The organism is Curtobacterium sp. MCSS17_011 (genome assembly GCF_003224275.1).
GTDB lineage: Bacteria > Actinomycetota > Actinomycetes > Actinomycetales > Microbacteriaceae > Curtobacterium.
Genome location: NZ_QKLE01000005.1, coordinates 52,991 through 75,602 on the forward strand (window position 1 = coordinate 52,991; position 22,612 = coordinate 75,602).

General features: G+C 71.9%; 24 protein-coding genes and 1 pseudogene. 11 read left to right on the forward strand and 14 right to left on the reverse strand.

The window, feature by feature from the left end:
- The first annotated feature begins 1 nt into the window (after position 1).
- Positions 2–577 carry a GNAT family N-acetyltransferase gene (locus DEJ17_RS05370; protein WP_110892419.1) on the forward strand — a complete coding sequence of 192 codons (576 nt, stop codon included), beginning with the start codon at positions 2–4 and terminating at the stop codon, positions 575–577.
- Positions 574–1,083 carry an SRPBCC family protein gene (locus DEJ17_RS05375; protein WP_110892420.1) on the forward strand — a complete coding sequence of 170 codons (510 nt, stop codon included), beginning with the start codon at positions 574–576 and terminating at the stop codon, positions 1,081–1,083. Before DEJ17_RS05370 ends, DEJ17_RS05375 begins: the two co-directional genes overlap by 4 nt.
- Here the strand turns inward: DEJ17_RS05375 and DEJ17_RS05380 are convergent.
- The 6 genes and pseudogenes from DEJ17_RS05380 to DEJ17_RS05405 all read right to left on the reverse strand — a co-directional run bounded on the left by DEJ17_RS05380 (position 1,050) and on the right by DEJ17_RS05405 (position 8,295).
- Positions 1,050–1,883: a MurR/RpiR family transcriptional regulator gene (locus tag DEJ17_RS05380; RefSeq protein WP_110892421.1), complete on the reverse strand. Its 834-nt coding sequence runs from the start codon at positions 1,881–1,883 to the stop codon at positions 1,050–1,052. The two genes, DEJ17_RS05375 and DEJ17_RS05380, sit on opposite strands and share 34 nt — an antisense overlap.
- Positions 1,880–3,139 carry an allantoate amidohydrolase gene (locus DEJ17_RS05385; RefSeq protein ID WP_110892422.1) on the reverse strand — a complete coding sequence of 420 codons (1,260 nt, stop codon included), beginning with the start codon at positions 3,137–3,139 and terminating at the stop codon, positions 1,880–1,882. Before DEJ17_RS05385 ends, DEJ17_RS05380 begins: the two co-directional genes overlap by 4 nt.
- Positions 3,136–4,389, reverse strand: a complete 1,254-nt coding sequence (locus DEJ17_RS05390; RefSeq protein ID WP_110892423.1) for an alanine--glyoxylate aminotransferase family protein — start codon at positions 4,387–4,389, stop codon at positions 3,136–3,138. The genes DEJ17_RS05385 and DEJ17_RS05390 overlap by 4 nt, the downstream gene beginning before the upstream one ends.
- A 43-nt stretch (positions 4,390–4,432) precedes the next feature.
- Positions 4,433–5,809: pseudogene (gene allB / locus DEJ17_RS05395) on the reverse strand (allantoinase AllB).
- Positions 5,806–6,570: an aspartate/glutamate racemase family protein gene (locus DEJ17_RS05400; RefSeq protein WP_110892424.1), complete on the reverse strand. Its 765-nt coding sequence runs from the start codon at positions 6,568–6,570 to the stop codon at positions 5,806–5,808. Before DEJ17_RS05400 ends, allB begins: the two are co-directional and overlap by 4 nt.
- Before the next feature lie 159 nt (positions 6,571–6,729).
- A complete protein-coding gene (locus DEJ17_RS05405; RefSeq protein ID WP_110892425.1) occupies positions 6,730–8,295 on the reverse strand; it encodes an NCS1 family nucleobase:cation symporter-1 in 1,566 nt (521 codons plus the stop codon).
- A 240-nt stretch (positions 8,296–8,535) separates the two neighbouring features.
- Here DEJ17_RS05405 and DEJ17_RS05410 point away from each other — a divergent pair, with 240 nt between their 5' ends.
- Positions 8,536–9,099: a VOC family protein gene (locus DEJ17_RS05410; protein ID WP_035808811.1), complete on the forward strand. Its 564-nt coding sequence runs from the start codon at positions 8,536–8,538 to the stop codon at positions 9,097–9,099.
- A gap of 4 nt (positions 9,100–9,103) precedes the next feature.
- On the opposite strand, the gene DEJ17_RS05415 is transcribed toward DEJ17_RS05410, so the two are convergent.
- Positions 9,104–9,835, reverse strand: a complete 732-nt coding sequence (locus DEJ17_RS05415; protein ID WP_110892426.1) for a FadR/GntR family transcriptional regulator — start codon at positions 9,833–9,835, stop codon at positions 9,104–9,106.
- 86 nt (positions 9,836–9,921) lie between these two features.
- Between DEJ17_RS05415 and DEJ17_RS05420 the strand changes: the two genes are divergently transcribed.
- The 4 genes from DEJ17_RS05420 to DEJ17_RS05435 all read left to right on the forward strand — a co-directional run bounded on the left by DEJ17_RS05420 (position 9,922) and on the right by DEJ17_RS05435 (position 14,254).
- The gene (locus DEJ17_RS05420; RefSeq protein WP_258366670.1) at positions 9,922–10,827 is read left to right on the forward strand and encodes a proline iminopeptidase-family hydrolase; all 906 of its coding nucleotides are present in this window, start codon (positions 9,922–9,924) and stop codon (positions 10,825–10,827) included.
- A gap of 166 nt (positions 10,828–10,993) precedes the next feature.
- Complete coding sequence (locus DEJ17_RS05425) at positions 10,994–12,400, forward strand: APC family permease (protein WP_110892428.1); 1,407 nt, start codon at positions 10,994–10,996, stop codon at positions 12,398–12,400.
- Positions 12,397–13,326 (forward strand): acetamidase/formamidase family protein, encoded by a 930-nt coding sequence (locus tag DEJ17_RS05430; protein ID WP_110892429.1) that lies wholly within the window; start codon positions 12,397–12,399, stop codon positions 13,324–13,326. Before DEJ17_RS05425 ends, DEJ17_RS05430 begins: the two co-directional genes overlap by 4 nt.
- A gap of 172 nt (positions 13,327–13,498) precedes the next feature.
- Entirely contained in the window at positions 13,499–14,254 is a 756-nt protein-coding gene (locus tag DEJ17_RS05435; RefSeq protein ID WP_258366671.1) for an SGNH/GDSL hydrolase family protein, read from the forward strand.
- Here the strand turns inward: DEJ17_RS05435 and DEJ17_RS05440 are convergent.
- From DEJ17_RS05440 to DEJ17_RS05450, 3 genes are all read right to left on the reverse strand, one after another.
- The gene (locus DEJ17_RS05440) at positions 14,227–14,730 is read right to left on the reverse strand and encodes a GNAT family N-acetyltransferase (protein WP_110892430.1); all 504 of its coding nucleotides are present in this window, start codon (positions 14,728–14,730) and stop codon (positions 14,227–14,229) included. The two genes, DEJ17_RS05435 and DEJ17_RS05440, sit on opposite strands and share 28 nt — an antisense overlap.
- Before the next feature lie 4 nt (positions 14,731–14,734).
- Entirely contained in the window at positions 14,735–16,138 is a 1,404-nt protein-coding gene (locus DEJ17_RS05445) for an LLM class flavin-dependent oxidoreductase (protein WP_220033613.1), read from the reverse strand.
- A gap of 137 nt (positions 16,139–16,275) precedes the next feature.
- On the reverse strand, positions 16,276–16,644 hold the full coding sequence (locus DEJ17_RS05450; protein ID WP_110892431.1) for a VOC family protein: 369 nt from the start codon (positions 16,642–16,644) through the stop codon (positions 16,276–16,278).
- Between the two features lie 64 nt (positions 16,645–16,708).
- Here DEJ17_RS05450 and DEJ17_RS05455 point away from each other — a divergent pair, with 64 nt between their 5' ends.
- Together DEJ17_RS05455 and DEJ17_RS05460 are read left to right on the forward strand one after the other, a co-directional pair.
- Positions 16,709–17,158, forward strand: coding sequence for a MarR family winged helix-turn-helix transcriptional regulator (locus tag DEJ17_RS05455; protein ID WP_110892432.1), 450 nt, complete (start codon positions 16,709–16,711; stop codon positions 17,156–17,158).
- Between the two features lie 28 nt (positions 17,159–17,186).
- Positions 17,187–17,600: a GNAT family N-acetyltransferase gene (locus tag DEJ17_RS05460; protein ID WP_309146737.1), complete on the forward strand. Its 414-nt coding sequence runs from the start codon at positions 17,187–17,189 to the stop codon at positions 17,598–17,600.
- On the opposite strand, the gene DEJ17_RS05465 is transcribed toward DEJ17_RS05460, so the two are convergent.
- Entirely contained in the window at positions 17,595–18,170 is a 576-nt protein-coding gene (locus DEJ17_RS05465) for a TetR/AcrR family transcriptional regulator (RefSeq protein WP_110892433.1), read from the reverse strand. The two genes, DEJ17_RS05460 and DEJ17_RS05465, sit on opposite strands and share 6 nt — an antisense overlap.
- A 63-nt stretch (positions 18,171–18,233) precedes the next feature.
- On the opposite strand from DEJ17_RS05465, the gene DEJ17_RS05470 reads away from it, so the two are divergent.
- Positions 18,234–19,319, forward strand: a complete 1,086-nt coding sequence (locus DEJ17_RS05470) for a zinc-binding alcohol dehydrogenase family protein (RefSeq protein WP_258366672.1) — start codon at positions 18,234–18,236, stop codon at positions 19,317–19,319.
- Between the two features lie 18 nt (positions 19,320–19,337).
- A complete protein-coding gene (locus tag DEJ17_RS05475; protein WP_110892434.1) occupies positions 19,338–20,156 on the forward strand; it encodes a hypothetical protein in 819 nt (272 codons plus the stop codon).
- 3 nt (positions 20,157–20,159) lie between these two features.
- Here DEJ17_RS05475 and DEJ17_RS05480 read toward each other — a convergent pair whose 3' ends face one another.
- From DEJ17_RS05480 to DEJ17_RS05490, 3 genes are all read right to left on the reverse strand, one after another.
- Complete coding sequence (locus tag DEJ17_RS05480; protein WP_110892435.1) at positions 20,160–20,636, reverse strand: GNAT family N-acetyltransferase; 477 nt, start codon at positions 20,634–20,636, stop codon at positions 20,160–20,162.
- A 135-nt stretch (positions 20,637–20,771) separates the two neighbouring features.
- Positions 20,772–21,221 carry a Fe-S cluster assembly sulfur transfer protein SufU gene (gene sufU, locus DEJ17_RS05485; protein ID WP_110892436.1) on the reverse strand — a complete coding sequence of 150 codons (450 nt, stop codon included), beginning with the start codon at positions 21,219–21,221 and terminating at the stop codon, positions 20,772–20,774.
- Positions 21,218–22,510, reverse strand: coding sequence for an aminotransferase class V-fold PLP-dependent enzyme (locus tag DEJ17_RS05490; protein WP_110892437.1), 1,293 nt, complete (start codon positions 22,508–22,510; stop codon positions 21,218–21,220). The genes sufU and DEJ17_RS05490 overlap by 4 nt, the downstream gene beginning before the upstream one ends.
- Positions 22,511–22,612: the final 102 nt, after the last annotated feature.

The window sequence follows — 22,612 nt, forward strand, 5'->3', positions numbered from 1 at the left end:
CGTGCAGCCCGTCACCCTCCGCACCGAACGACTGGTGCTCTCGGTCCCCGAGCTCGGCGACGCCGACGACGTGGTGGCCTACGCCAACGACCCGGACGTCATCGCGTCCACCCCGGTGCCGGTGCCGTACGGGCACGCCGAGGCACGGTACTGGATCACGGACGTCGTCGTGGCCGGCTGGGCGGCGGACAGCCGGTACGAGTTCGGGATCCGGCGCGCGGACGACCTCCGGCTGCTCGGCACGGTCGGTTTGTTCGCCTTCGCCGACGGGGCCGCCGAGATCGGGTACGCCATGCACCCGGACGGTCGTGGCTCCGGCATCATGACCGAGGCCGCCGAGCGCGTGCTGCAGTGGGCCTTCGCCGGTCCCCCCGAGGGACTCGGTCTCGTCCGGGTGCAGTGGCGCGCGATCGCCACGAACACCGCGTCGGCCGCGGTCGCCCAACGACTCGGTCTGCGGTTCGAAGGACGCACGCGGTCGAGCGTGCTGCACCGCGGCAGCCGGCACGACCAGCTGCTCGCCGCCGCGTTGCACGAAGACGACCGGTTGGACCCGACGGTCTGGCCGACGTCGTGACCGTCTCGTTCCGGGTCGTGACGGACCTGCCGGTGCCGCCGGAGCGCGCCTTCGCGCTGTCGCTCGACATCGGCGCGCACGAGCGATCGATGGCAGCGACCGACGAACGCGCCGTCGCTGGCACGACTGCCGGCATGATCGGCCTGGGCGAGACCGTCACCTGGCGTGCGCGGCACTTCGGGATCGTCTGGCGGATGACGAGCAGGATCACCGCCCTGGAGGCACCCCACCGGTTCGTCGACGAACAGGTGCGTGGGCCGTTCGCCCGGTTCCACCACGAGCACCGCTTCGAGCCGTCGGCCGACGGCACGCGCATGGTCGACACCATCACGTTCCGCGCTCCGCTCGGCCCGCTGGGCCGCCTGGCTGAGGTGCTCGCGCTGGCCAGGTACATGCCGCGGCTCATCGCCGACCGCAACGCCTCGCTCGCCGCCGAACTGCGTGCCGAGCTGCGCGCCGGGTCGGACGGCGATCAGGGCGCGGCGAGCTCCCCCAGCGCGTCGTAGGCGGCGGCGACGGCGTCGACCCGCACCCGGCCACCGGGACCCGAGGCGTCGTAGACGTCGTTCGTGATCGCGGCGACGACGGCGAACAGCGCGGCCATCGAGTCGAACGCCGACGGCGAGTCGACCGGGCAGAGGATCGCGGTGGTCGCGGGGGCGGCGATGACCGCGGCCGTCGGGTCGCCGAGGACGATGACGTCCGCCCCGGAGTCGACGCAGTGCCGGACGATCCGCTCGACCCCGGCGGTGTGCCGACGCACGGTCACCAGGACCACGAGGTCGTGCCGGTCGAGGTCGGCGACCTCTTCCCCGAGCCGCTGCCCGGGTGACGGACCGACCCGGACGTCGGACCGCACCTGCGCCAGCTGGGACCGCAGTTGCAGCGCGATCGGGTACGCGCCGCGTTCACCGAGGACGAGCACGCGGCGGGCGCGGACGATCCGACGGGCGAGCCGCGGGCGGTCCGCTCGGCCGAGCGACGCGAAGGCCGCGTCGAGGTTGCGCGCCTCGACCGCGCGCTGGTCGACGTGGGCGGCGTCCTCAGCGACCCACGGCAGGCCCGAGCCCCGTGCGGACATCAGGTTCTGACGGACCTCTGCCGCGTCCTGGAACCCCAGGGACCGCACGAGTCGCGAGACCGTTGCCTTCGAGGTGCCGGACTCGGCCGCGAGTTCGGCGGAGGTGCCGACGAGCAGGAGTTCCGGATCGTGCCGGACCATGGCGGCGACGCGTCGTTCGGCGGGCGAGAGCTGCTCCCAGACGGAGTCGATCCGGGCGCGGACGTCGGGGCCGGCGGTGCTCATGCGCGTGCCACCCGCTCGACGGCGACGGCCAGGGCGTCGAGGCCGAGGGCGATGTCCGGCGTCGACACGAACTCGTCGGGGTGGTGGCTGATGCCGTCGGGGTTGCGGAGGAACAGCATCGCCACGTCGGTCACGAGCCCGAGCGACATCGCGTCGTGGCCGGCCCGCGAGAACAGCTCCATGGGCGCTGTCTCGCCCGTCGAGACGATGCCGGCGCGGACGGCGTCCATCAGCCGGGGCGAACAGAACACCGCGGGCGCACGGTGCACTTCGGTCGGGGTGATGCTCACCCCGCGCCGTTCACCGATGAGTGTGAAGGCCTTGGTGAGTTCGTCCCAGACCTCGTCGCGCTCGTCGTCGAACTCGCCGCGCAGGTCGACGGAGAACCGCGCGAGCCCGGGGACGACGTTGACGGCTCCGGGTTCGACGGTCATCGTGCCGACGGTGCCGACCTGGTGCGAGGCCCGGCAGATGCGTTCCACCGCGAGCGCGGCCTCGGCGGCGGCGAGCAGGGCGTCGTGCCGGCGCTCGTAGGGGGTGCCGCCGGCGTGCCGGGCTTCGCCCACGGCCTCGACCGAAAACCGTCGGGCGCTCGCGATGCTCGTGACGACCCCGAGGGCCTGCCCGGCCTGTTCGAGGTACGGACCCTGCTCGATGTGCGCCTCGAGGTAGCCGACCACCGAGGCCCGGTCGACCGCGGCCTCGCCGACGCGGTCCGGGTCGAGGCCGAAGTCGGTGAAGGCCTGCCGGAGCGAGACACCGTCGCCGTCCGTCAGGTCCCACCAGGCGTCGTCCCACACCCCGGCGACGGCGGACGAACCGAGCAGGGCCTTGCCGAAGCGCGTGCCCTCTTCGTCGGAGAACGCGATGACCTCGAGCGCGACGGGCAGCGGACCGTCGGCGGTGAGCCGCGCGGCCGTGCGGATCGCCATGAGCACCCCGACGACGCCGTCGTACCGTCCGGCGTCCACCACGGTGTCCAGGTGCGAGCCGAGCAACAGCACCGGGGCGTCGGGCGTCGCGCCCGCCACCCGACCGCGCAGGTTGCCGGCGGCGTCCTGCCAGGTGGACAGTCCGGCGTCCTGCATCCAGCGCGCGACGAGGGCGTTCGCCCTGGCGTGCTCCGGCGACAGGTAGACGCGGGTGATGCGCCCCGGTTCGGCGCTGAGGGCGGCGAGCTCGTCGCACCAGCCGGCGACGAGCTGAGCGTCGGCGGTGGCCACGGCGGTCGCGCTCAGGACGGGCACGGCGCTCACGCGAGCACCTCGGCCCCGGCGGGAGCGACCGCGGCTGCGTCGTCGTGGAAGGCGTCGAGCGCTGCGTCGACCCCGCCGCCGTGCGGGACCGCGTGCCCGGCCCGACGCAGGGTGTGCTCGAGCGCGGCCAGGGTCGTGACGACGGTGTCCTTCCGGGCGTTGTGGCCCATGGTGCCGATTCGCCAGACCCGTCCGTGCAGCGGCCCGAACGAGGTGCCGATCTCGATCCCGTGGTCGTCGAGCATCGCACCGCGGACCTGGTCGCCGACGACGTCGGACGGGATCTCGACGGCGACGACGTTGTGCATCTTGTGGGCGACGTCACCGAAGACCCGGAGCCCGAGGGCCTGCACCCCGGCGAGCATCGCCCGCCCGGCGGTCTCGTGGCGGGCGACGACGACGTCGCGGCCTTCTTCGAGCAGGATGCGGGCGCACTCGTGGGCGGCGTAGAGCATCGACGCGGCCTCGGTGTGGTGGTTCAGGCGGCGGGGGCCCCAGTAGTCGAGGATCATCGCGAGGTCGAGGTAGTTCGACCGGATCGGTTCGTCAGCGACGTCGTCACCGGGTTCGCGGATGCCGGCCTCGACGCTCCGCCGCTCGTCGAGCACGGCCACGGCCCCCGGCGACAGCGTGACGGGTGCGCTGCCGGACGGGCCGCCGAGGCACTTCTGCAGCCCGGCGCTCACGGCGTCGATCCCCCAGGCGTCGACCTCGAGCGGGTTGCCGCCGACCGTGGCCGTGGCGTCGGTGTAGAGCAGGACGCCGTACCGCTCGCAGATCGCTCCGAGCTCGTCGAGCGGCTGGTTCATCGTGGTCGAGGTGTCGCCCTGCACGACCGCCAGCACCTTCGGACGGACGCGGGCGACCGCGGACTCGATGGCGGACGGCGTGAAGACCTGGCCCCAGTCGGTCTCGATGGTGTGGACCTCGGCACCCGCACGGCCGGCGATCTCGGCGAGCAGGTGCCCGAACCGGCCGAACACCGGCACGAGCACGCGGTCGCCCGGGGCGAGCAGCGACACCAGCACCGCTTCGATGCCCGCGCGCGACGTGCCGTCCACGAGCAGCGTCGCGTCGTTGCGGGTGCCGAACACGCGGCGGTAGAGCGCCTGCGTCTCGTTCATCGTGGCGGTCATCCACGGGTCGTACTGCCCGACGAGCGGCGTCGACAGTGCCCGGAGCACGCGCGGGTCGGCGTCGATCGGACCGGGCCCCATGAGGAGACGGGCGGGTGGGTTCACTGGGAGCATGCTGGTTCCTTCCGTTCCTGATCCGACGATACCGGAACGATCGTTACAGGGGTGTTTCCGCCGCGAGCACGGGCCGTCCGGCCAGCTGCCCCTCGACGCCGACCACACCGCCGTCCGCCGTGGCGATGCGACGGCCGCGGAGCCAGGTCTCGGTGACGCTGCCGCGCACGCGGAGCCCGTCGAACGCGGACACCGGGTTGCGGTGCTCGAGCCCGGCGACGTCGACGACGGACTCGGCGGACGGGTCGAACACGGCGAAGTGCGCCAGGGCAGCGGGAGCGATCACCCCGCGGTCGCGCAGCCCGACGAGGGCGGCCGGACCGGTCGTGAACAGCGGCAGCAGCGCCTCGAGCGGGATCCCTCGGCGCTCGGCCTCGGTCCACACCGCGCGGAACCCGACCTGCAGACCGGCGACCCCGCCCCAGGCCAGACCTCAGTCGTCGGTCTTCAGGTCGGCGGTGGAGGGCGAGTGGTCCGACACGACGAGGTCGATCGTGCCGTCGAGCACGCCCGCCCACAGCGCGTCGCGGTTGGCGTCGTCACGGATCGGTGGGCAGCACTTGTAGGCGGTCGCGCCGTCCGGGATCGTGCCCGCCTCGAACGACAGGTAGTGCGGACAGGTCTCGACCGTGATCCGGACGCCGTCGCCCTTCGCGGCACGGAGCATCGGCAGCGCGCCCGCGTCGGACAGGTGCAGCACGTGCACCCGCGCACCGGTCGCCCGCGCGCCGTCGATGACCTGCGCGATCGCGGACCGTTCGGCGGCGACGGGCCGGGTGGCCAGGAAGTCGGCGTAGCGGCCACCGAGCGCCCGGTGCGGCACGAGGTGCTCCGGGTCTTCGGCGTGCACGATCAACAGGGCGTCGATCCGGGCGACCTCGGCGATCGCGGCTCGGAGCTGCTCGGGGTCGAGGTGCGGGAACTCGTCGACACCGCTCGGCGCCGTGAAGCACTTGAACCCGAAGACGCCGGCGTCGTGCAGGGCGTCGAGCGACCCGAGACTCGCGGGGACCGCGCCACCCCAGAACCCGACGTCGACAGCCACCCGGCCCTCGGCACTCGCACGCTTGACGGCGAGCGCCTCGATCGTGGTCGTCGCGGGGATCGAGTTGAGCGGCATGTCGACGATCGTGGTGACCCCGCCCATCGCAGCGGCCCGGGTCGCGGACGCGAAGCCCTCCCACTCGGTGCGTCCGGGCTCGTTGACGTGCACGTGCGTGTCGACGAGCCCGGGCAGCAGCACCTGCCCGTCCGGCACGGTGTGCTCCTGCACCGTGTCGACGACAGCGTCGACCGGCAGGACGCCGGCGACCCGACCGTCGCGGACGACGACCGCGGCCGGGCGGAACGTGCCGTCGACCCAGGCGCGCTGCGCGCGGACGACCACGTCTGCCGTGTCGCCCGCCGGGAGGCCCGTCACGCGCCCGCCCCTGTGGTCGCGACCGCCGCCGAGTGGCGTTCGAAGCCCGCCAGCAGCCCCGACATCGCCTTCACCGGCGGCAGGGCGTACTCGCCGCGCTTGCCCGTGGACAACCCGAGCCGGACGAGCGACTCCGCCAGGACCGTGGCCGCCGCGACACCGTCGACGACCGGTGCCCCGATCGCCAGCGAGACCTCGGCGCAGAAGTCGGCCATGCCCGCGCACCCGAGCACGACGGCGTCGGCTCCCCCGTCGACGACCGCTCGGCACTCCTCGATCACGAGCGCACGGGCACCGGACTCGGGGTCGTCGAGCTCGAGCACCGGGATCTCGCACGCCCGGATCTCCGTGACGAGCGGGGCGAAGCCGTAGCGCTGGGCGAGCTCGTGGGCGCGGCCGGTCGTCCGCGCCAGGGTGGTGACGACGCCGAACCGGCGGCCGAGCATCGCGGCGGCGTGGAACCCGGCCTCGGCGATCCCGATCACCGGCACCGTCGCGAGCTCCCGCGCGGCGTCGAGCCCCGGGTCCCCGAAGCAGGCGACGACGAATGCGTCCACCCCGTCCTGCTCGCCGCGGGCGATCTGCTCGAGCAACCCGGGCACGGCCAGGGCCTCTTCGTAGTGGCTCTCGATCGAGGCCGGCCCCATGGTGGGCTCGACCGGTTCGATCAGCGTTCCGGGAGCGGCGACCGCACGGGCGGCGACGCCGATCGACCGCGTCATCGACGCGGTGGTGTTGGGGTTGACGACGCGGATGCGCATCGGGGTCCTTCCGGTGGAGCGAGTGGAGCCGTGGAACGGGTGACGCCGGGTGGTGACCATCGTGGCGGGGGCGGGGCGGGCCTCCCGGCCGTGGTGTGGATCTGTGGACGACCGAGCGCCGCGACCCGCCCTGTGGAGGACGGGCCGCGACGCCGGCGGTCAGGCGCGACCGACGGCCGCGCCGTCGTCGACCGAGGGGTCGTCCGCGTCGAGCACGGGCATGCTCGGCCGGGCACGCTCGAGCGCCCAGAAGACGACGAGGCCCAAGCCGCACCCGATGAACCAGCTGTAGCTCGCCAGCCACGGCAGCACGCCGAGTGCCGGGGGCAGGACCGCGCTCGCCACCGAGACCGCGCCGGTGACCACGAGGGTCCAGATGGCGTTCGGGTTGAACCCGCCGCGGTACCAGTACCGGGCGGTGCGGCTCGTGGAGTACATGTCGTCGATCGCGATGCGCTGCTTGCCGACGATGTAGTAGCCCGCGATGAGGATGCCGAACAGCGGGCCGATCAGCGCACCGAGCACCCCGAGCGTGTACAGGATCGCCTGGTCGTTGCCGTACCAGTTCCACGGGGTGAGGAGCACCGAGCCGACCGCGGCGATCATGCCACCGGCCCGCCACGAGATCTTCCGGGGTGCCACGTTCGAGAAGTCGAACGCGGGGCTGATGAAGTTCGCCACGATGTTGATGCCGACGGTCGCGGTGACGAACGTCAGGCCGCCGAGCAGGATCGCGAAGGGTGCTCCGATGGCCTGCACGGTCTCGATCGGGTCGGTGATGAGCTTGCCGAACACCGGCACCGTCGCACTGGCGCAGAGCACCGTCAGGACCGAGAAGAACAGGAAGTTGATCGGCAGCCCCCAGAAGTTGCCGCGCTTGACCGCACGGAACGACCGACCGTAGCGCGAGAAGTCACCGAAGTTCAGCATCGGGCCGGAGAAGTAGCTGACCACCAGGGCGACCGCGGACAGCATCACCGGGATCGATGCCCCGAACGACAGCGGCTCGCCGACCGACAGGGTGAACGAGATGTTGGCGATGCCCGCCTGGCTGACCAGGTAGACCGCGAGCGCGATCATCACCACGTAGACCGCCGGTCCGGCCCAGTCGATGAACCGCTTGATGGCCTCCATGCCCATCCAGAACAGCGCGCCCTGCGCCACCCAGAGGATCGCGTAGGAGATCCACCCCAGGGCCGACAGCCCGAGGAACGAGTGGTCGAGCAGCCCTGCGGACGCCGGGATGAACTTGAGGAAGATGATGTTCAGCGACTGGGCGGCGAGGAAGGTCTGCACGCCGTACCAGGCCATCGCGATGAGGCCGCGGATGATGGCGGGGACGTTCGCACCGAGCACACCGAACACCGCGCGGTTGATCACCGGGTACGGCACACCGGTGCGCTGCGACGGCTTCGCGACCAGGTTCGCGAACACCTGCACGATGAGGATGCCGACCACCAGGGCGATGAGCACCTGCCAGCTCGCGATGCCGAGGGCGAAGAGCGACCCGGCGGTGACGTAGCCGCCGACCGAGTGCACGTCGGACATCCAGAAGGCGAAGAAGTTGTAGCTCGTCCAGCGCTGCTCGCGCAGCGGGGCGAGGTCCTCGTTCGTGAGCGCCGGGTCGTACCCGGGCTTGACGACGCCGGCGCCCGCTGGGGCGGGAGCGGAGGTCGTGGTGGGGGCGTGGGGCGCGGCGACTGGTGTCGCGATGTCGGTAGCCATGGCGTCCTCCGAGGGAGTGGGAAGCGGGGCGGTGCGTGCTTGAGCACGAAGCTACGGAGCGACTTCGCCCCCGCCGTTTCCCTCGTGTAACGGTCGTGTGTCCCGCACCCCGTCCTGGAACGACCGTTCCGGAACCGGGCAGGAGACCCGCGCTGCGGCTTGCCGCATCGATGGGCACCGACCCCGCACGGACCCCGCCCCGACCCGAGCCGCGGGGACCGCCGGTGGTACGAATCGACCATGAGCAGGGGAATCAGGATCGACCACGTGGGCGTCACGGTGCCGGACATCGACGCAGCCACGCAGTTCTTCGAGGCGGCGTTCGACGCCGTCGTCCTGTACGACATGCGGCGTCGTGACGAGACGCCGAACAGCAGTTCCGAGGCGCACGGCTACCTCGGCATCCCGAGCACCATGGCGCAGGGGGCCATGCGGATGCTCGCGCTGCCGGAGGGGCCGGGGCTCGAGCTGTTCGAGTACCTGGGGCCCGAGCAGCGGAACGCCGCACACCCGTCCGACCTCGGGTGGCAGCACCTGGCGATGTACGCCGACGACCTGGACGAGACGCTCGCCCGGGTCGAGGCTGCCGGCGGTACCCGGAACTCCGACCCGCGCGACCTGCGCGGCGACGAGGCGGGGGCCGGCAACCGCTTCGTGTACACCCGCACGCCGTGGGGGTCGACGCTCGAGCTCGTCAGCTACCCGACGCCGCAGCCGTACCTGGTGTACGCGCCGCGGCCGAAGTGGGCGCCGTGGCCGATGCCGGACGACGTCTACCCGGTGCCGGCACCCGCCGTGCACTGACGACTCAGTGCCGGGGCACCTGCCCCGTCCGCCGCACGGCCCGTTCGAGCAGTTCGACGTCGATCCCGACGTGCTGCCGGGCGATCACGCCCGCCTCGGGCGCCCGCCCCGAGCACACCGCGTCCACCAGCGACTCGTGCTCGTGGAGCGCGCGGGTCTCCATCTCCGCCATGCCCTCGGCCGTGCCCCACAGGTGCGCCGGAGCGGCGATGGAGATCTGCGCCTCCAACCCGGCGAGCGCCGTCCGCAGGGCGTCGTTCCGCGCGGCGTCGATGATCGTCCGGTGCAGCACGGCGTCGGCCTGCTGCTTCTCGAGGCCAGAGGCGGCGTCGCGGAACACCTCGAGCCGTGCACGGATGAGGGCGGCGTCGTCCGGGGTGACCCGTTCCGCGGCGGCGGTCGCGAGCGCCCCGTGCAGCAGCGCGATGGCGTCGGCGGTGTCCTGGATCGCCTCCCACCGGGCGAGCAGCACCCGCCCGACGGTGTCCGAGGAGTCGTCCGGCCACTCGGTGCGGACGAACGTGCCGCCGCCCCGGCCACGACGGGTCTCGAGCAGTCCCCGTTCGACGAGCCGGGCGATCGCACCGCGCACGGTGACCCGGGCGACGCCCAGCAGGCCGGCGAGTTCGCGTTCCGGCGGCAGGTTCGCACCCGGCAGGTACTCACCCACGGCGACGGCCGTCACGAGGCGGTCCTCGACCTCGTCGACGCGCGTCTCGGTCGCACGATCGGACACACGGACCCCCTTCGCGGTGTTACGACCACGTTAAGGCAGCAGAAAAGGTATTGCGTGGGACCTTTTTCCGCTCCATGCTGACCCCCATGTCCAGCATCACCGAATCCACGATGCCGTTCCGTGACGGCGAGACCTGGTACCGGGTCACCACGCCCGACACCCCGGTCACCGGCGCGCTGCCCCTCGTCGTCCTGCACGGCGGGCCCGGCATGGCCCACGACTACCTCCGGAACCTCGCGGCCCTGGCCGACGAGACCGGCCGGACCGTCGTCCACCACGACCAGTTCGGCTGCGGCCGGAGCAGCCACCGCCCGGACGCCCCGGTCGACACCTGGCAGCCGCAGCTGTTCGTCGACGAGTACACCGCCCTGGTCGAGCACCTCGGGCTCGGCGACCACCACGTGCTCGGACAGTCGTGGGGCGGCATGCTCGGCGCCGAGATCGCGGTGCAGCAGCCCGCGGGCCTCCGGTCGCTGGCGATCTGCAACTCCCCCGCGTCGATGCAGCTCTGGGTCGACGGCGCCGCCGAGCTCCGCGCGCAGCTGCCCGCCGACGTGCAGGACGCCCTGACCCGGCACGAGACGGCCGGCACGGTCGACGACCCCGAGTACCTGGCGGCGACGCAGGTCTTCTACGAGCGGCACGTCTGCCGCGTGGTCCCGATGCCGCAAGACTTCGTCGACTCCGAGGAGCAGATGGAGCGCGAGCCGACGGTCTACCACACGATGAACGGCCCGAACGAGTTCCACGTCATCGGCACGATGCGCGACTGGACCATCGTCGACCGGCTCGACCGCGTCGCCGTGCCGACGCTCGTCGTCGCCGGCGAGCACGACGAGGCCACCCCCGCCACGTGGGCCCCGTTCGTCGAGCGGATCGCCGACGTCCGGCAGCACGTCTTCCCCGGTGCGAGCCACTGCTCGCACCTGGAGCAGCCGGCGGAGTTCCGCCGCGTCGTCGCGGCCTTCCTGGCCGCGCACGACGACGCCTGACCCGGCCACCACCTTCTCGGGAGGCGCGGGACGGACCCGCCCCGCGCCTCCAGACCGGAAGTCCCCACCCACAACGGCCGCACCCGCCTTCCCGACGACACCACCCGCTCCTCTTTCCCCAGCACCGCCCCCTGCACCCGTCCCTCCACCCGAAACGGAACCCGACATGTCGCAGCAGCACAGTGAGCTCTCCGCACAGCAGCAGCTCGAGGCCTACGGCTACAAGCAGGAGCTCAAGCGCTCCGTCTCCACCACCGACCTGCTCATCTACGGCCTGGTCTTCATGGTCCCGATCGCCCCGTGGGCGATCTTCGGCACCGTCTACAACGCCTCCAGCGGCATGGTGCCGCTGGTGTACCTGGTCGGCCTCGTCGCGATGATCTTCACCGCCCTGGCCTACGCGCAGATGGCGAAGTCGATCCCCCTCGCCGGCAGCGTCTTCTCGTACGTCGGCCGTGGCATCCACCCCACCGCCGGCTTCTTCGCCGGCTGGGCGATCCTGCTCGACTACCTGCTCGTCCCGACGCTGCTCTACGTGTTCGCCGCGGAGAGCATGGTCGGCATCTTCCCGGGCACGCCCCGCTGGCTGTGGGCGCTCGTGTTCGTCGCGATCAACACCGTCATCAACCTGGCCGGGGTGTCCTCACTCAAGCTCGCGAACCGCATCTTCCTGCTCATCGAGCTCGTCTTCGTCGCGATCTTCGTCGTCATCGCCATCGTCGCGCTGACCGGTGGCACGATCCCCGACGCGTCCTTCGGCACCGAGCAGATCTGGGACCCTGCCAAGGTGTCGGCGCCGCTCATCGCCTCGGCGCTGTCGATCGCGGTGCTGAGCTTCCTGGGCTTCGACGGCATCTCCACCCTGTCCGAGGAGTCGACCGGCCGTCGTGGCGGAGCCGGAACGGCGATGATCCTGGCGCTCGTCATCGTGGCGTTCCTGTTCATCCTGCAGACCTGGCTCGCATCCGCCCTGGCCGCGGGGCGGGACTCGTTCCCGGACAGCGAGGCCGGCAACGCCTTCTTCACCATCGTCGAGCAGGCCTCGTCGAGCGGCTGGGCGACCGCGTTCTTCGCCGTCAACGTGCTCGCCGTCGGCATCGCGAACGCCATGGCCGCACAGGCCGCGACGAGCCGTCTGCTCTTCTCGATGAGCCGCGACCGTCAGCTGCCCGCGTTCCTGCACAAGCTCAACGGCCGCCGGGTGCCGCAGAACGCGATCATCGTCGTGTCGGTGCTCTCCGCGATCCTCGTGCTGTTCTTCGTCGGGCAGATCAACACGATCTCGTCGCTCGTGAACTTCGGCGCGCTGTTCGGCTTCATGCTCCTGCACGTGTCCGTCTTCGTGCACCACGTCGTCAAGGGGAAGTCGCGCAACTGGCTGCTGCACCTGGTCGTGCCACTGATCGGGTTCCTGATCATCGGGTACGTCCTGCTGAACGCCGCGGTCGAGGCGAAGGTCGGCGGGATCATCTGGCTGATCGTCGGCGCGGCCGTGTTCCTGTACTACCGACGCACCGGCCGTTCCACCGAGGTCGGCTCCGAAGCAGAACCGACGACGGAGGACGCACGATGACCCCGGACCACCACCTGCCGAACACCCTGGGCGTCCCCGGGTTCGCAGCCGACCGCGAGCCGGTGCTGCGGATCCACCCCGGCACCGGCGAGACCATCGGCTTCGAGACCACCGACGCCGTCTACGCCGAGCTCGACCAGCACCACGACATGGCGCAGCTGCAGTCGCCGATCAACCCGGTGACCGGCCCGGTGTTCGTCGAGGGCGCCGAACCCGGCGACACCCTCGTGGTGACCATCCACGCCATCGAGCTGACCACGCACGGCTGGTCGGTGTCCCTGCCCGGCTCCGGCGCGCTGCAGCACGTGATGGGCGATCGCGTCTTCGCCCGCCGCTGTCCGGTCGTCGACGGCACGGTGCAGGTGTCCGACCGGCACCGGTTCCCCGTCCGGCCGATGATCGGGTGCATCGGGACGGCCCCGGCCGAGGGCGAGAACTCGACGATCATGCCGGCGCACCCGGAGGGCGGCAACATGGACGTCACCGAGGCCCGCCCCGGCTCGACCGTCTACCTGCCCGTCCGTGTCCCGGGCGCCCTGCTGTCGATCGGGGACATCCATGCGCTCATGGCCGAGGGCGAGTCCTCGTTCGTCGCCATCGAGGCCCAGGGCACTGCGATCGTCTCCGTCGACCTGGTCAAGGGCGGTCCGGCGCTCCGCGCACCCCGCATCGAGACCGACGACGCGTGGCTGTTCGTCGGCCTCGGCGACCCCGTGCAGGAGAGCGTCCGGCGCGGGTACGAGGACGCCTTCGCGTTCCTCGTCGACGAGCACGGCTGGATCGCCGAGGACGCCTACGCGGTGCTCAGCGCGGTCGGGGACTCGAAGCTCGGCGGGCCGACCGGCTCCACCGCCCCGGACCCGTTGCACCCCTTCGCCGCCGTCGGCGCCGTCACCCTGCACCGGGTGCCGAAGGCGGTGCTGTGAGGGTTCGCTGGGGGTGACGAGCCCTTTGTGAGCAGAAATGGTCGGGTGCCGAACGGCGACCCGACCATTTCTGCTCACGAAGCTCACGAAGCTCACGAAGCTCGCGCCGAGTGCCGAGTGCCGTGTGCCGTGTGCCGGGAACCTGCACAGGCGTGTGCACGATGATGGGCGCATGCACGACACCATCCGCTACGTCGCGATCGGCGACAGCTTCTCGGAGGGCATCGGCGACGCCGGACCCGCTCCGTTCCCCGGCTGGACCGGACGACTCGCGAGCGCGATGGCGGGAGCCTCGGACGCCCACGTCTCGTACGCGAACCTCGCGGTGCGCGGCCGACTGCTCGCCGGGGTCCTCGAGGGCCAGCTCGGGGCCGCCCTCGCGCTCGACCCGGCACCGACGCTGATCACCTTCTGCGCCGGCGGGAACGACCTGCTGCGCCCGCGCTTCGACGTGGACGCGCTCATCGGGCAGGTCGAGGCAGCCGCCGACCGCGTCGAGGCCACCGGGGCCCGCCTGGCGCTCCTCAGCCCGGCCGACCCGAGCGCCCGCCTGCCCCTCGGCTCCCTCATCAACCGCCGCGGTGACGCCTGGGCCGAAGCGCTCGGCACCCTCGCCCGACGCCGCGGTCTGCCGTTCGTCGACGTCTCCCGCGACCCGCACCTCGGCCGCGCGGAGTTCTGGTCGGACGACCGGCTGCACATGAACGCCACCGGGCACCAGCGCGTCGCCGACCTGGCGCTGCACGCGGTGCTCGACGGCCCCGCGCCGGTCGAGCCAGCGGACGCCGGTGCCGCCCGGGCCCGCCTGGGCGAGGAACTCCGCTACTACCGCGAGTACGTCCTGCCGTGGGTGCAGCGCCGGATCACCCGGACGTCGTCGGGCGACGGGCGCTCGGCGACCTACCCGACCTGGACGTCGGTGGCGTAGACCCGCGTCGTCCCACCGCTCAGCGCGTGCGCGAACTCGTCCCCCGTCGCCACGAAGCCACCCGCCTCGTACAGTCGCACCGCCCGGTCGTTGTCGCCGAGCACGTGCAGTACCACGCGTGGGTGTCCGGCAGCACGGGCGTCGTGCACGGCCTCGGACAGCAGCGACCGTCCGACCCCGCGGGCCTGCACCCCGGGGCGCACCGCGAGCAACGACAGGTAGGCGGCGTCCGCCGGGTCCGTCGACCGCCCGGTGCCGGGTGCCGTCACGAGCACGAAGCCGTCCACTGCACCGTCCGGGCCGGGAGCCACCAACCAGGCGACGTGCTCCGCCCCGAACTTCTGCCGCGCGCGCTCCCGCACAGCGGGGTCCTCGGCGGCGCCGTCACGGGCAGCCACGGCCGCGGCCCACAGGTCGATGCAGGTGTCGGTCTCGTCCGGGGTCGCAGGACGCACGACCACGGACGACTCGATCACCCGATCAGCCTACGACCGCCCGGCTCCCGATCCTGAACGACGCCCCACGGTGCTCGTCGGGCAGCCGGTCTCCGCGGCCGTGCAGCTTCTGCCGGAGCGACCCCGACCCGTACTCCTCCGGGTAGGCCCCACGGGCACGGAGCTCCGGGATCACGAACTCGATGACGTCCTCCCACGTGCCCGGGGTCACCGCGTACGCCAGGTTGAAGCCGTCGACGTCGGTCAGCTCCTGGATCTCCTGCAGCCGGTCGGCGATCGTCGCTCCCCCACCGACCGCCACCGGGCCGAGCCCGCCGATCGCCGTGTGCCGCGCCAGGTCGCGGATCGTCCACGTCGAGCCGTCCTCGCCCGTCGCCGCAGCGATGTTCGCCGCGGCGGACTGGATCGCGTTCGACTCGACGTCGCCGAGGGGCTCGTCGAGGTCCCACTGCGACAGGTCGACGCCCATCCACCCCGAGTTGAGCACCAGGGCGCCGAGCTCCGAGGCGTACGACAGGTAGTCCTCGTACTTCGCCTGGGCCAGCTCGTCGGTGGCGTCGGTGATCACGGTGAGCAGCGTGTAGACGCGGGCGGCGTACCGGTCGCGACCAGCTGCCTCCAGGGCGTCCCGGACCTTCGCGACGGTCGACGCGAGCTGCTCGAGCGTCGGTGCGCCCACGAAGACCGCTTCCGCGTTCTCCGCGGCGAAGCGGATGCCGCGCGGCGACGCGCCCGCCTGGTAGATGACGGGCGTGCGCTGCACGGACGGCTCGGACAGGTGGATGCCCGGCACGTCGAAGTGCGTGCCGTGGTGCTCGATCGGGTGCACCTTCGCCGGATCCGTGAAGACCCCCGCTTCGCGGTCGGCGACGACGGCGTCGTCCTCCCACGAGCCCTCCCACAGCTTGTAGAGGACCTCGAGGTACTCGTCCGCCACGTCGTACCGGTCGTCGTGCGACAGTTGGTCTGTCTGGCCCATGTTCCGCGCGGCACTCGGCAGGTACCCGGTGACGACGTTCCAACCGACCCGGCCCTTGGTCAGGTGGTCGAGCGTCGACATGCGTCGGGCGAACGGGTACGGGTGCTCGTACGCGGTGCCGGCCGTGATGCCGAAGCCCAGGTGCTCGGTCACCGACGCCATCGCCGACACGAGCAGGATCGGGTCGTTCACGGGCACCTGCGACCCGGTGCGGAGCGCGGCCTCGTTCGAGCCGCCGTACACGTCGTAGGTGCCCAGGACGTCGGCGATGAAGATGCCGTCGAACGCGCCCCGCTCGAGCGTCTTCGCCAGGTCCGTCCAGTAGGTCAGGTCGCGGTAGTCCCGCGATCGGTCACGGGGGTGCCGCCACAGTCCGGAGGACTGGTGCGCGACGCAGTTCATGTCGAACGCGTTGAAGCGGATCTGCCGGTGCTCGCTGCTGGTGGTCACGGGTCGAGACGCTACGTCGGACACCTCGGACCGTCACGGATCGTGACGAAGCGTGACGGTCGGCTCCGGCATCGGCCTGGAGGCCCGCCCCGCGCCCGGCGTGCCGCCCGCGCCGGGCGCGTGGCTGGTTCCAGGGCTCAGGCGCGGTCGTGGAGCGTGACGTGGTACCCGTCGGGGTCGGCGAACGTGAACGTCCGGCCGAAGGGGCCGTCGATCGGCGCCGAGACGATGCGGTGGCCGTCCGCGACCAGGGCGTCGTGGATCGCCTGCACCTCGGTCGCGTGCAACCAGATGGCGGCGCCGATGCCGGGTTGCGACACCGCGTCGAGGTCGGTGCCGGGCACCAGGTCGCGCAGGGCGAAGGCGATCGGCGTCGTCTCGAACACGACGGCGTGCGGCGGGCCGGCCTGCGAGCGGACGAGGCCGAGGTACCGCTCGTAGAACGCCTGTGAGGCATCGAGGTCGCGGGTCTGCAGTGAGATGAAGTCGGGGCCGGTGACGGGCATGGGTGCACTCCTTGATCTTCGTGTCAGTCTTCTGACACGCATCAACCTATGTCAGACTTCTGACATGCGTCAAGACGACACCGGCATCCACCTCGAGACGTCGATCGGCTACCTGCTCAAGGAGACCGCCAGCGCCCTCCGTGCGTCGATGGAGGCCGTGCTGCGCCCGCTCGGCATGACGGTGACGCACTACTCGTGCCTCGAACTGCTCGCACAGCGGCCCGGACTGTCGAACTCCGAACTCGCCCGCGGCACGTTCGTCACGAGGCAGTCCATGAACGTGCTGCTCCAGGCCCTGGAGCGGGACGGCTCCGTCACCCGGGCCACCGAGCCGTCGGTCGGCAAGGCGCTCCCGACACAGCTGACCGACACTGGGCGGCAGCGTCTGGCCCAGGCGAGTGCGGCGATCCGCGGGGTCGAACAGCGAATGCTCGCCGATCTGACCACCGACCAGCAGGCGGAGGCCCGCCAGACCTTGCGGAGCATGGTCGCATCGCTCCGGAGTGCGACCTGAGTGCTCGCGGTGTTCGTAGGCTGGGCGGATGGAAGTCGCTCTGCGGGACAGCACCCCCGAGGACCTCGAGTGGCTCGTCGAGCTCCGGGCCGTGGTGCTGCGCGACGACCTGACGCGCCTCGGGGTGTTCGACGAGACGCGTGTCCGGCAGCGGCTCCGCGACGCGTTCCAGCCGCAGCTGACCCGGGTCGTCGTGGTCGACGGCCGCGACGTCGGCTCGATCACCGTGCGGGTCGAGGACGACGTCCGCTGGGTCGAGCACTTCTACCTCGCGCCGGACATCCATGGCCGTGGAGTCGGGTCGACCGTGCTGCGCGCCGTCCTCGACGAGCCCCACGACGGCCCGACGCGGCTCAACGTGCTGGTGGGCAGCCCGCCCGTCGACTCTACGAACGACACGGCTTCGTGCTCGACACCGACGACGGCGTCGACGTCTTCATGACGCTGCGCGCGGCCGATCGAGCACCCCACGAAGTGCACTGAGCTGCTCGTCGACGACGTCGGCCATCCGGCGCTCGGCCGGTCCGGTGACCCAGGCCTCGAGGGCCAGGTGGAACAGCATCACGCACGTCTCGGCGATCACCGCCGCCTCGGACGGATCGAGCCCGCGAGCGACGAAGGCCTCGCGCGCCGCGTCCGTCAGGTCGGCACGCTTCCGGGCGTCGCGCTCCCGGAGCGAGGACTCGGACAGCACCAGTCGCCGCACCGAGCCGACCTCACCGTGCCGCCCCTCGAACCGCTCGTCGGCGACGGCGCGGAGGCCGTGCATCACGATGTCGAGCGGGTCGGTCCCGGCCGGTGCTCCCTCGATGGCAGCCCGGGCGAGATCGGGGATCTCGTCGCCGGCGAAGATCACCTCGCGCTTGTCGGCGAAGTACCGGAAGAAGGTGCGGGTCGTCAGGCCGGCCCGTGCGGTGATCTGCGGCACGGTCGTCGCCTGGTAACCCTGCTCGGCGAAGAGCTCGAACGCCGCTCGCTCGAGTCGCCCTCGGGCATCCGGAGACCAACGCATGGGTCCAGAGTACTGGTCATGACACGTCGTGTCATGGTTGTATGGGCGATGACACGTCGTGTCATGACTCACTTCGAGGAAGAGATCGGGGACACCATGTCGTCATCGGGCAACGCAGCACTCTGGACCACGTCGACCGGGCGGTTCACCGTCGGACCCGCGCCGGTCCCCCAGCCCGGCCCCGGCGAACTCGTCGTCCGTGCCGAGGCCGTCGCCGTCAACCCGGTCGACGCCGTCGGCGGGCTCTTCCGACACCTGGTGTTCCCGAGGCTGCGGTTCCCCGCGGTCCTCGGGTCGGACGTCGCCGGCACCGTGGTCGCGATCGGTGCCGGCGTCGATCGGTTCCGTGTGGGCGACCGGGTCGTCGGGCACGCGGCGGGGCAGGAGCAGCACCGGAACAGTGCTGCCGAAGGGGCCTTCCAGCACCTGGTCCTGCTGCTCGACCGGGTGACGACCCCCGTTCCGGATGCCCTGCCCGCCGAGCAGGCAGCGGTCCTGCCGCTCGCCGTCTCGACCGCCGCGGCAGGTCTCTTCGAACCGGACCAGCTCGCGCTGTCGCTCCCGACGGCCGATGCGGTCGACCGCGACGGGGTCGTCCTGGTGTGGGGTGCATCCACGAGCGTCGGCGCCAACGCCGTCCAGCTCGCCCGGGCCGCCGGGTACGCCGTGATCGGCACCGCATCGCCGAAGAACCACGCGTTCGTGCAGTCCCTCGGGGCCGAGGCCGTGTTCGACTACCGCGACGACGGTGCCGCACTCCGGATCCTCGACGCACTCGCCGACCGGGAGCTCGCCGGCACCCTCGCCTTCGGCCAGGGCTCGCTGACCCGCACGCTCCCGATCGTCCGGGCAGCCACCGGCTCCGGCCGACTCGCCTCGGCGTACCCGACGCCGGTGACGACGATCCGTGCGCGGCTCGAGCGCCGACACGGGGTCCACGTCACCGCGATCTGGGGCGGCCGCCCGACGGAGTCCGAGGTCGGCCCCGCGATCTACCGCGACTTCCTGCCCGAGGCGCTCCGCACCGGGAGGTACCGTGCCACCCCGACCGCATCCGTCGTCGGATCGGGACTCGCCACGATCCCGGACGCCCTCGCCGAGCTCCGCGCCGGCGTCTCCGCCCGGAAGCTCGTCGTCACGTTGCCCTGAGCCGCTAACGTCAGCGGTGTGACCAATGCCGACGTGCCCGACGACGAGACCTTCAGCTTCACGATGTCGAGCGGTGGCACGCCACGGGGACACCTGCAGGACCCGAGCGCCGTCACCCTGCATCTGGACCCTCGACTCCTCGGCGACGCCGCCAGGGGCAAGGAGATGTTCGCGGGGGCCGTCGAGCAGCAGCATGCGGCGCTGTTGACCTACGCCACGGCACTCCAGGTCGCCGACGGAGACGTGACGGCCCCGGCGGTGCAGGACGCGGCGACCGCGCTGCACGAGGCACTCCAGTTCCTGCCGATCGCGCACACCGTCTACGCGGGCGTCGGCTTCCCGACGGCGCGACACGACGACGCCGCGAAGGCGACGACGTCATCCTCCCCGGCCCGGGGCGAGCGCGGCTTCGGCGTCCACCCGGACATGCTCACGGCGATCCACGGGGACACCTCGCAGCGCTGGGAGCTCGCGTGCGAAGAGGACCTCCCCCTCGCCGTCGAGATCGCCGTCGCAACGGACCCGGACGCGAACATCCGGTCCGCCTTCCTGTCCGGGACCACCCGGTCGCGAACCGTCGTCCTGCTCATGGAACAGCGAGAAACCGACCCGGATGTGCTCGAACAGCTCGCGCAGCAGGGCTTCGCGAGCCCCGAACGGAAGTTCCCCCTGCCGCTCGCCGACCTCGTTCCCCGAGAGCTGGACGGCCTCTACGCGCTCCTCGGGCTCGACGACCAGGCCATCGCGCGCGCGGAGGCCCGCTGGGCACAGGCGCAGGATCGGAACGAGCGCATCAGCGTCGGTGACGCGCTGCGTGAGATCGGCGTCATCGCCTGATCGCTAGGTCGCAGCGATCGACTTGGCGTACCAGCGGTCGGAGTACGGGTCGTCGTTGAACGGGTCGACCCGGACGAAGCCGAGCCGTTCGTAGAGCGCACGGGCCTCGGCGAGCTCGGCCCGCGTGTCCAGCCGCAACGACGTCATCCCGCGTGCCCGGCAGACGTCCTCGACCTGGCGCAGGAGCGCCGAACCGACGCCCCGCCCGCGGTGTTCCGGCACCGTGAACACCTTCGTCAGCTCGCCGACGGTACCCACGAAGCGCACGCCGGCGCAGGCGACCGCGGCTCCCCCGTCGGCGGCGATGACGAACACGCCGGAGTCCCCCTGCAGGTCGTCGAAGGGCTCGTCGACCATCGCCCGGTCGACCTCGGCCGACGTCGCCGCTCGCCCGTACCACCGCGACGCGACCTCGGCCAGGTACGCCTGCACGATCGCGTCGGCCCGGGCTGCGCCGGGTCGCTCCGTCTCGAAGATCATCGCGCCCCTTGAATAGGCATACCATTCAAGCCTTCCGGGGGCCGGTCGGCGACCGACCGCTGACGGGAGGCGCGAGGCGGGCCCGCAACGGGCCTCCCGGCCGTCCGGTGCTTGCGATCGCAAGCGGCACCCGGCTCAGCGGGACGCGGTCGCCTCGCGCGCGGCGGCTTCCGCCGCGACCCAGGCGAGCATGCCGCACTTGACGCGCATGACGAACTTCGAGACGCCGTGGAAGGCGACGAGGTCCTTGAGGACGTCCTCGTCGGGCTCGCCCACGCCGCGCGATCGCATCATGGTGCGGAACTCCTCGGTCAGCGCGAGGAGCTCGGCCACGGTGCGGCCGACGGCCATGTCGGTGAGGACGGATGCCGAGGCCATCGAGATCGAGCAGCCGTCGCCCTGCCAGGCGAGCCCGGCGATGCGGTCGGTGCCGGGTTCGAGCCGCAGGCTGACGGTGATCTCGTCGCCGCACGTGGGGTTCCGCTCGAAGTGCGACGCGTCGGCGTCGGCCAGTTCGCCGTCACCGTGACGGGCCTTCGCGTGGTCGAGGATCACCTGCTGGTACAGGCTGTCGAGGGCGTTCACGCGGTCGCTCCGAAGTAGTCGCGGACCTCGGCGACGGCTGCGAGGAACCGGTCGACGTCGTGCTCGGTCGTGTAGACGTACGTGCTCGCCCGGCTCGTCGCGACGAGGCCGAGGCGGCGGTGCAGGGGCTGGGCGCAGTGGTGTCCGGAACGCACGGCGATGCCCTGCGCGTCGAGGAACTGCGAGACGTCGTGGGCGTGCACGCCGTCGACGTCGAACGACACCAGGCCGGAGCGTGGGACGCCGGCCGGCGGGCCGACCACCCGGATGCCGGGCACGGTGGCGAGGCCGTCGAGCATCCGACGGGCGAGGTGCTCCTCGTGGGCGCGGACCCGCTCCATGCCGATGCCCTGCAGGTACCGGACGGCTTCGGCGAGGGCGACGGCCTGCGACACGGGCTGGGTGCCGGCCTCGAACCGCTCGGGCGCCGGCATGAAGTCGGAGCCCTCCATCGTCACGGTCGTGATCATCGAGCCGCCGGTGCGGAACGGCGGCAGGGCGTCCAGCAGCTCGGCACGACCCCAGAGCACGCCGACGCCGTTCGGGCCGAGCATCTTGTGCCCGGAGAACGCGGCGAAGTCCACACCGAGCTGCTGCACGTCGAGGGGGCGGTGCGGCGCGGACTGGCAGGCGTCGAGCACCACGAGGGCACCGCGGGCGTGGGCGAGACCGACGACCTGCTCGACGGGTGCGATCATCCCGGTGACGTTCGAGACGTGCGAGAACGCGACGACCTTCGTGCGGTCGGTGATCAGCGCGGCGGCGTCGTCGGCGGTCCAGGTGCCGTCGTCGGCGACCGGGATCCAGCGCAGGGTGGCACCGGTCAGGGCGGCGAGCTCCTGCCACGGCACGAGGTTGGCGTGGTGTTCGGCCTCGGTCACGAGGATCTCGTCACCGACGCCCAGACGGAAGCGCTCGGCTTGGGCACCGCCGCGGCCACGGCTGGCGTTGGCCATGCCGTAGGCGACGAGGTTGAGCGCGTCGGTGGCGTTCGCGGTCCACACGACCTCGGTCGGAGCAGCGGCGCCGATGAAGCCGGCGACGGTGGCACGAGCGTCCTCGTAGGCGTCGGTGCTGAGCGCCGCGAGCGTGTGGGCCCCGCGGTGGACGGCGGCGTTGTCGTGTTCGAGGAACCGGCGCTCGGCGTCGAGGACCTGGCGCGGGCGCTCCGCCGTCGCTCCGGAGTCCAGGTACGCCAACGGCTGCCCGTTCACGTCCTGCGCGAGGATCGGGAAGTCCCGCTTGATCGCCTCGACCTCGGTTTCGGTGAGCGGCTGGTTCGGCGCCACGACTGTCACGTCTCGTCCTCCTGGTGCTGCTGTCCGGAGCAACCCGTCCATGGTGTCCGTTGTTCCCGACCACGTCCAGTCGGCACGGCGACGGCCCCGGAC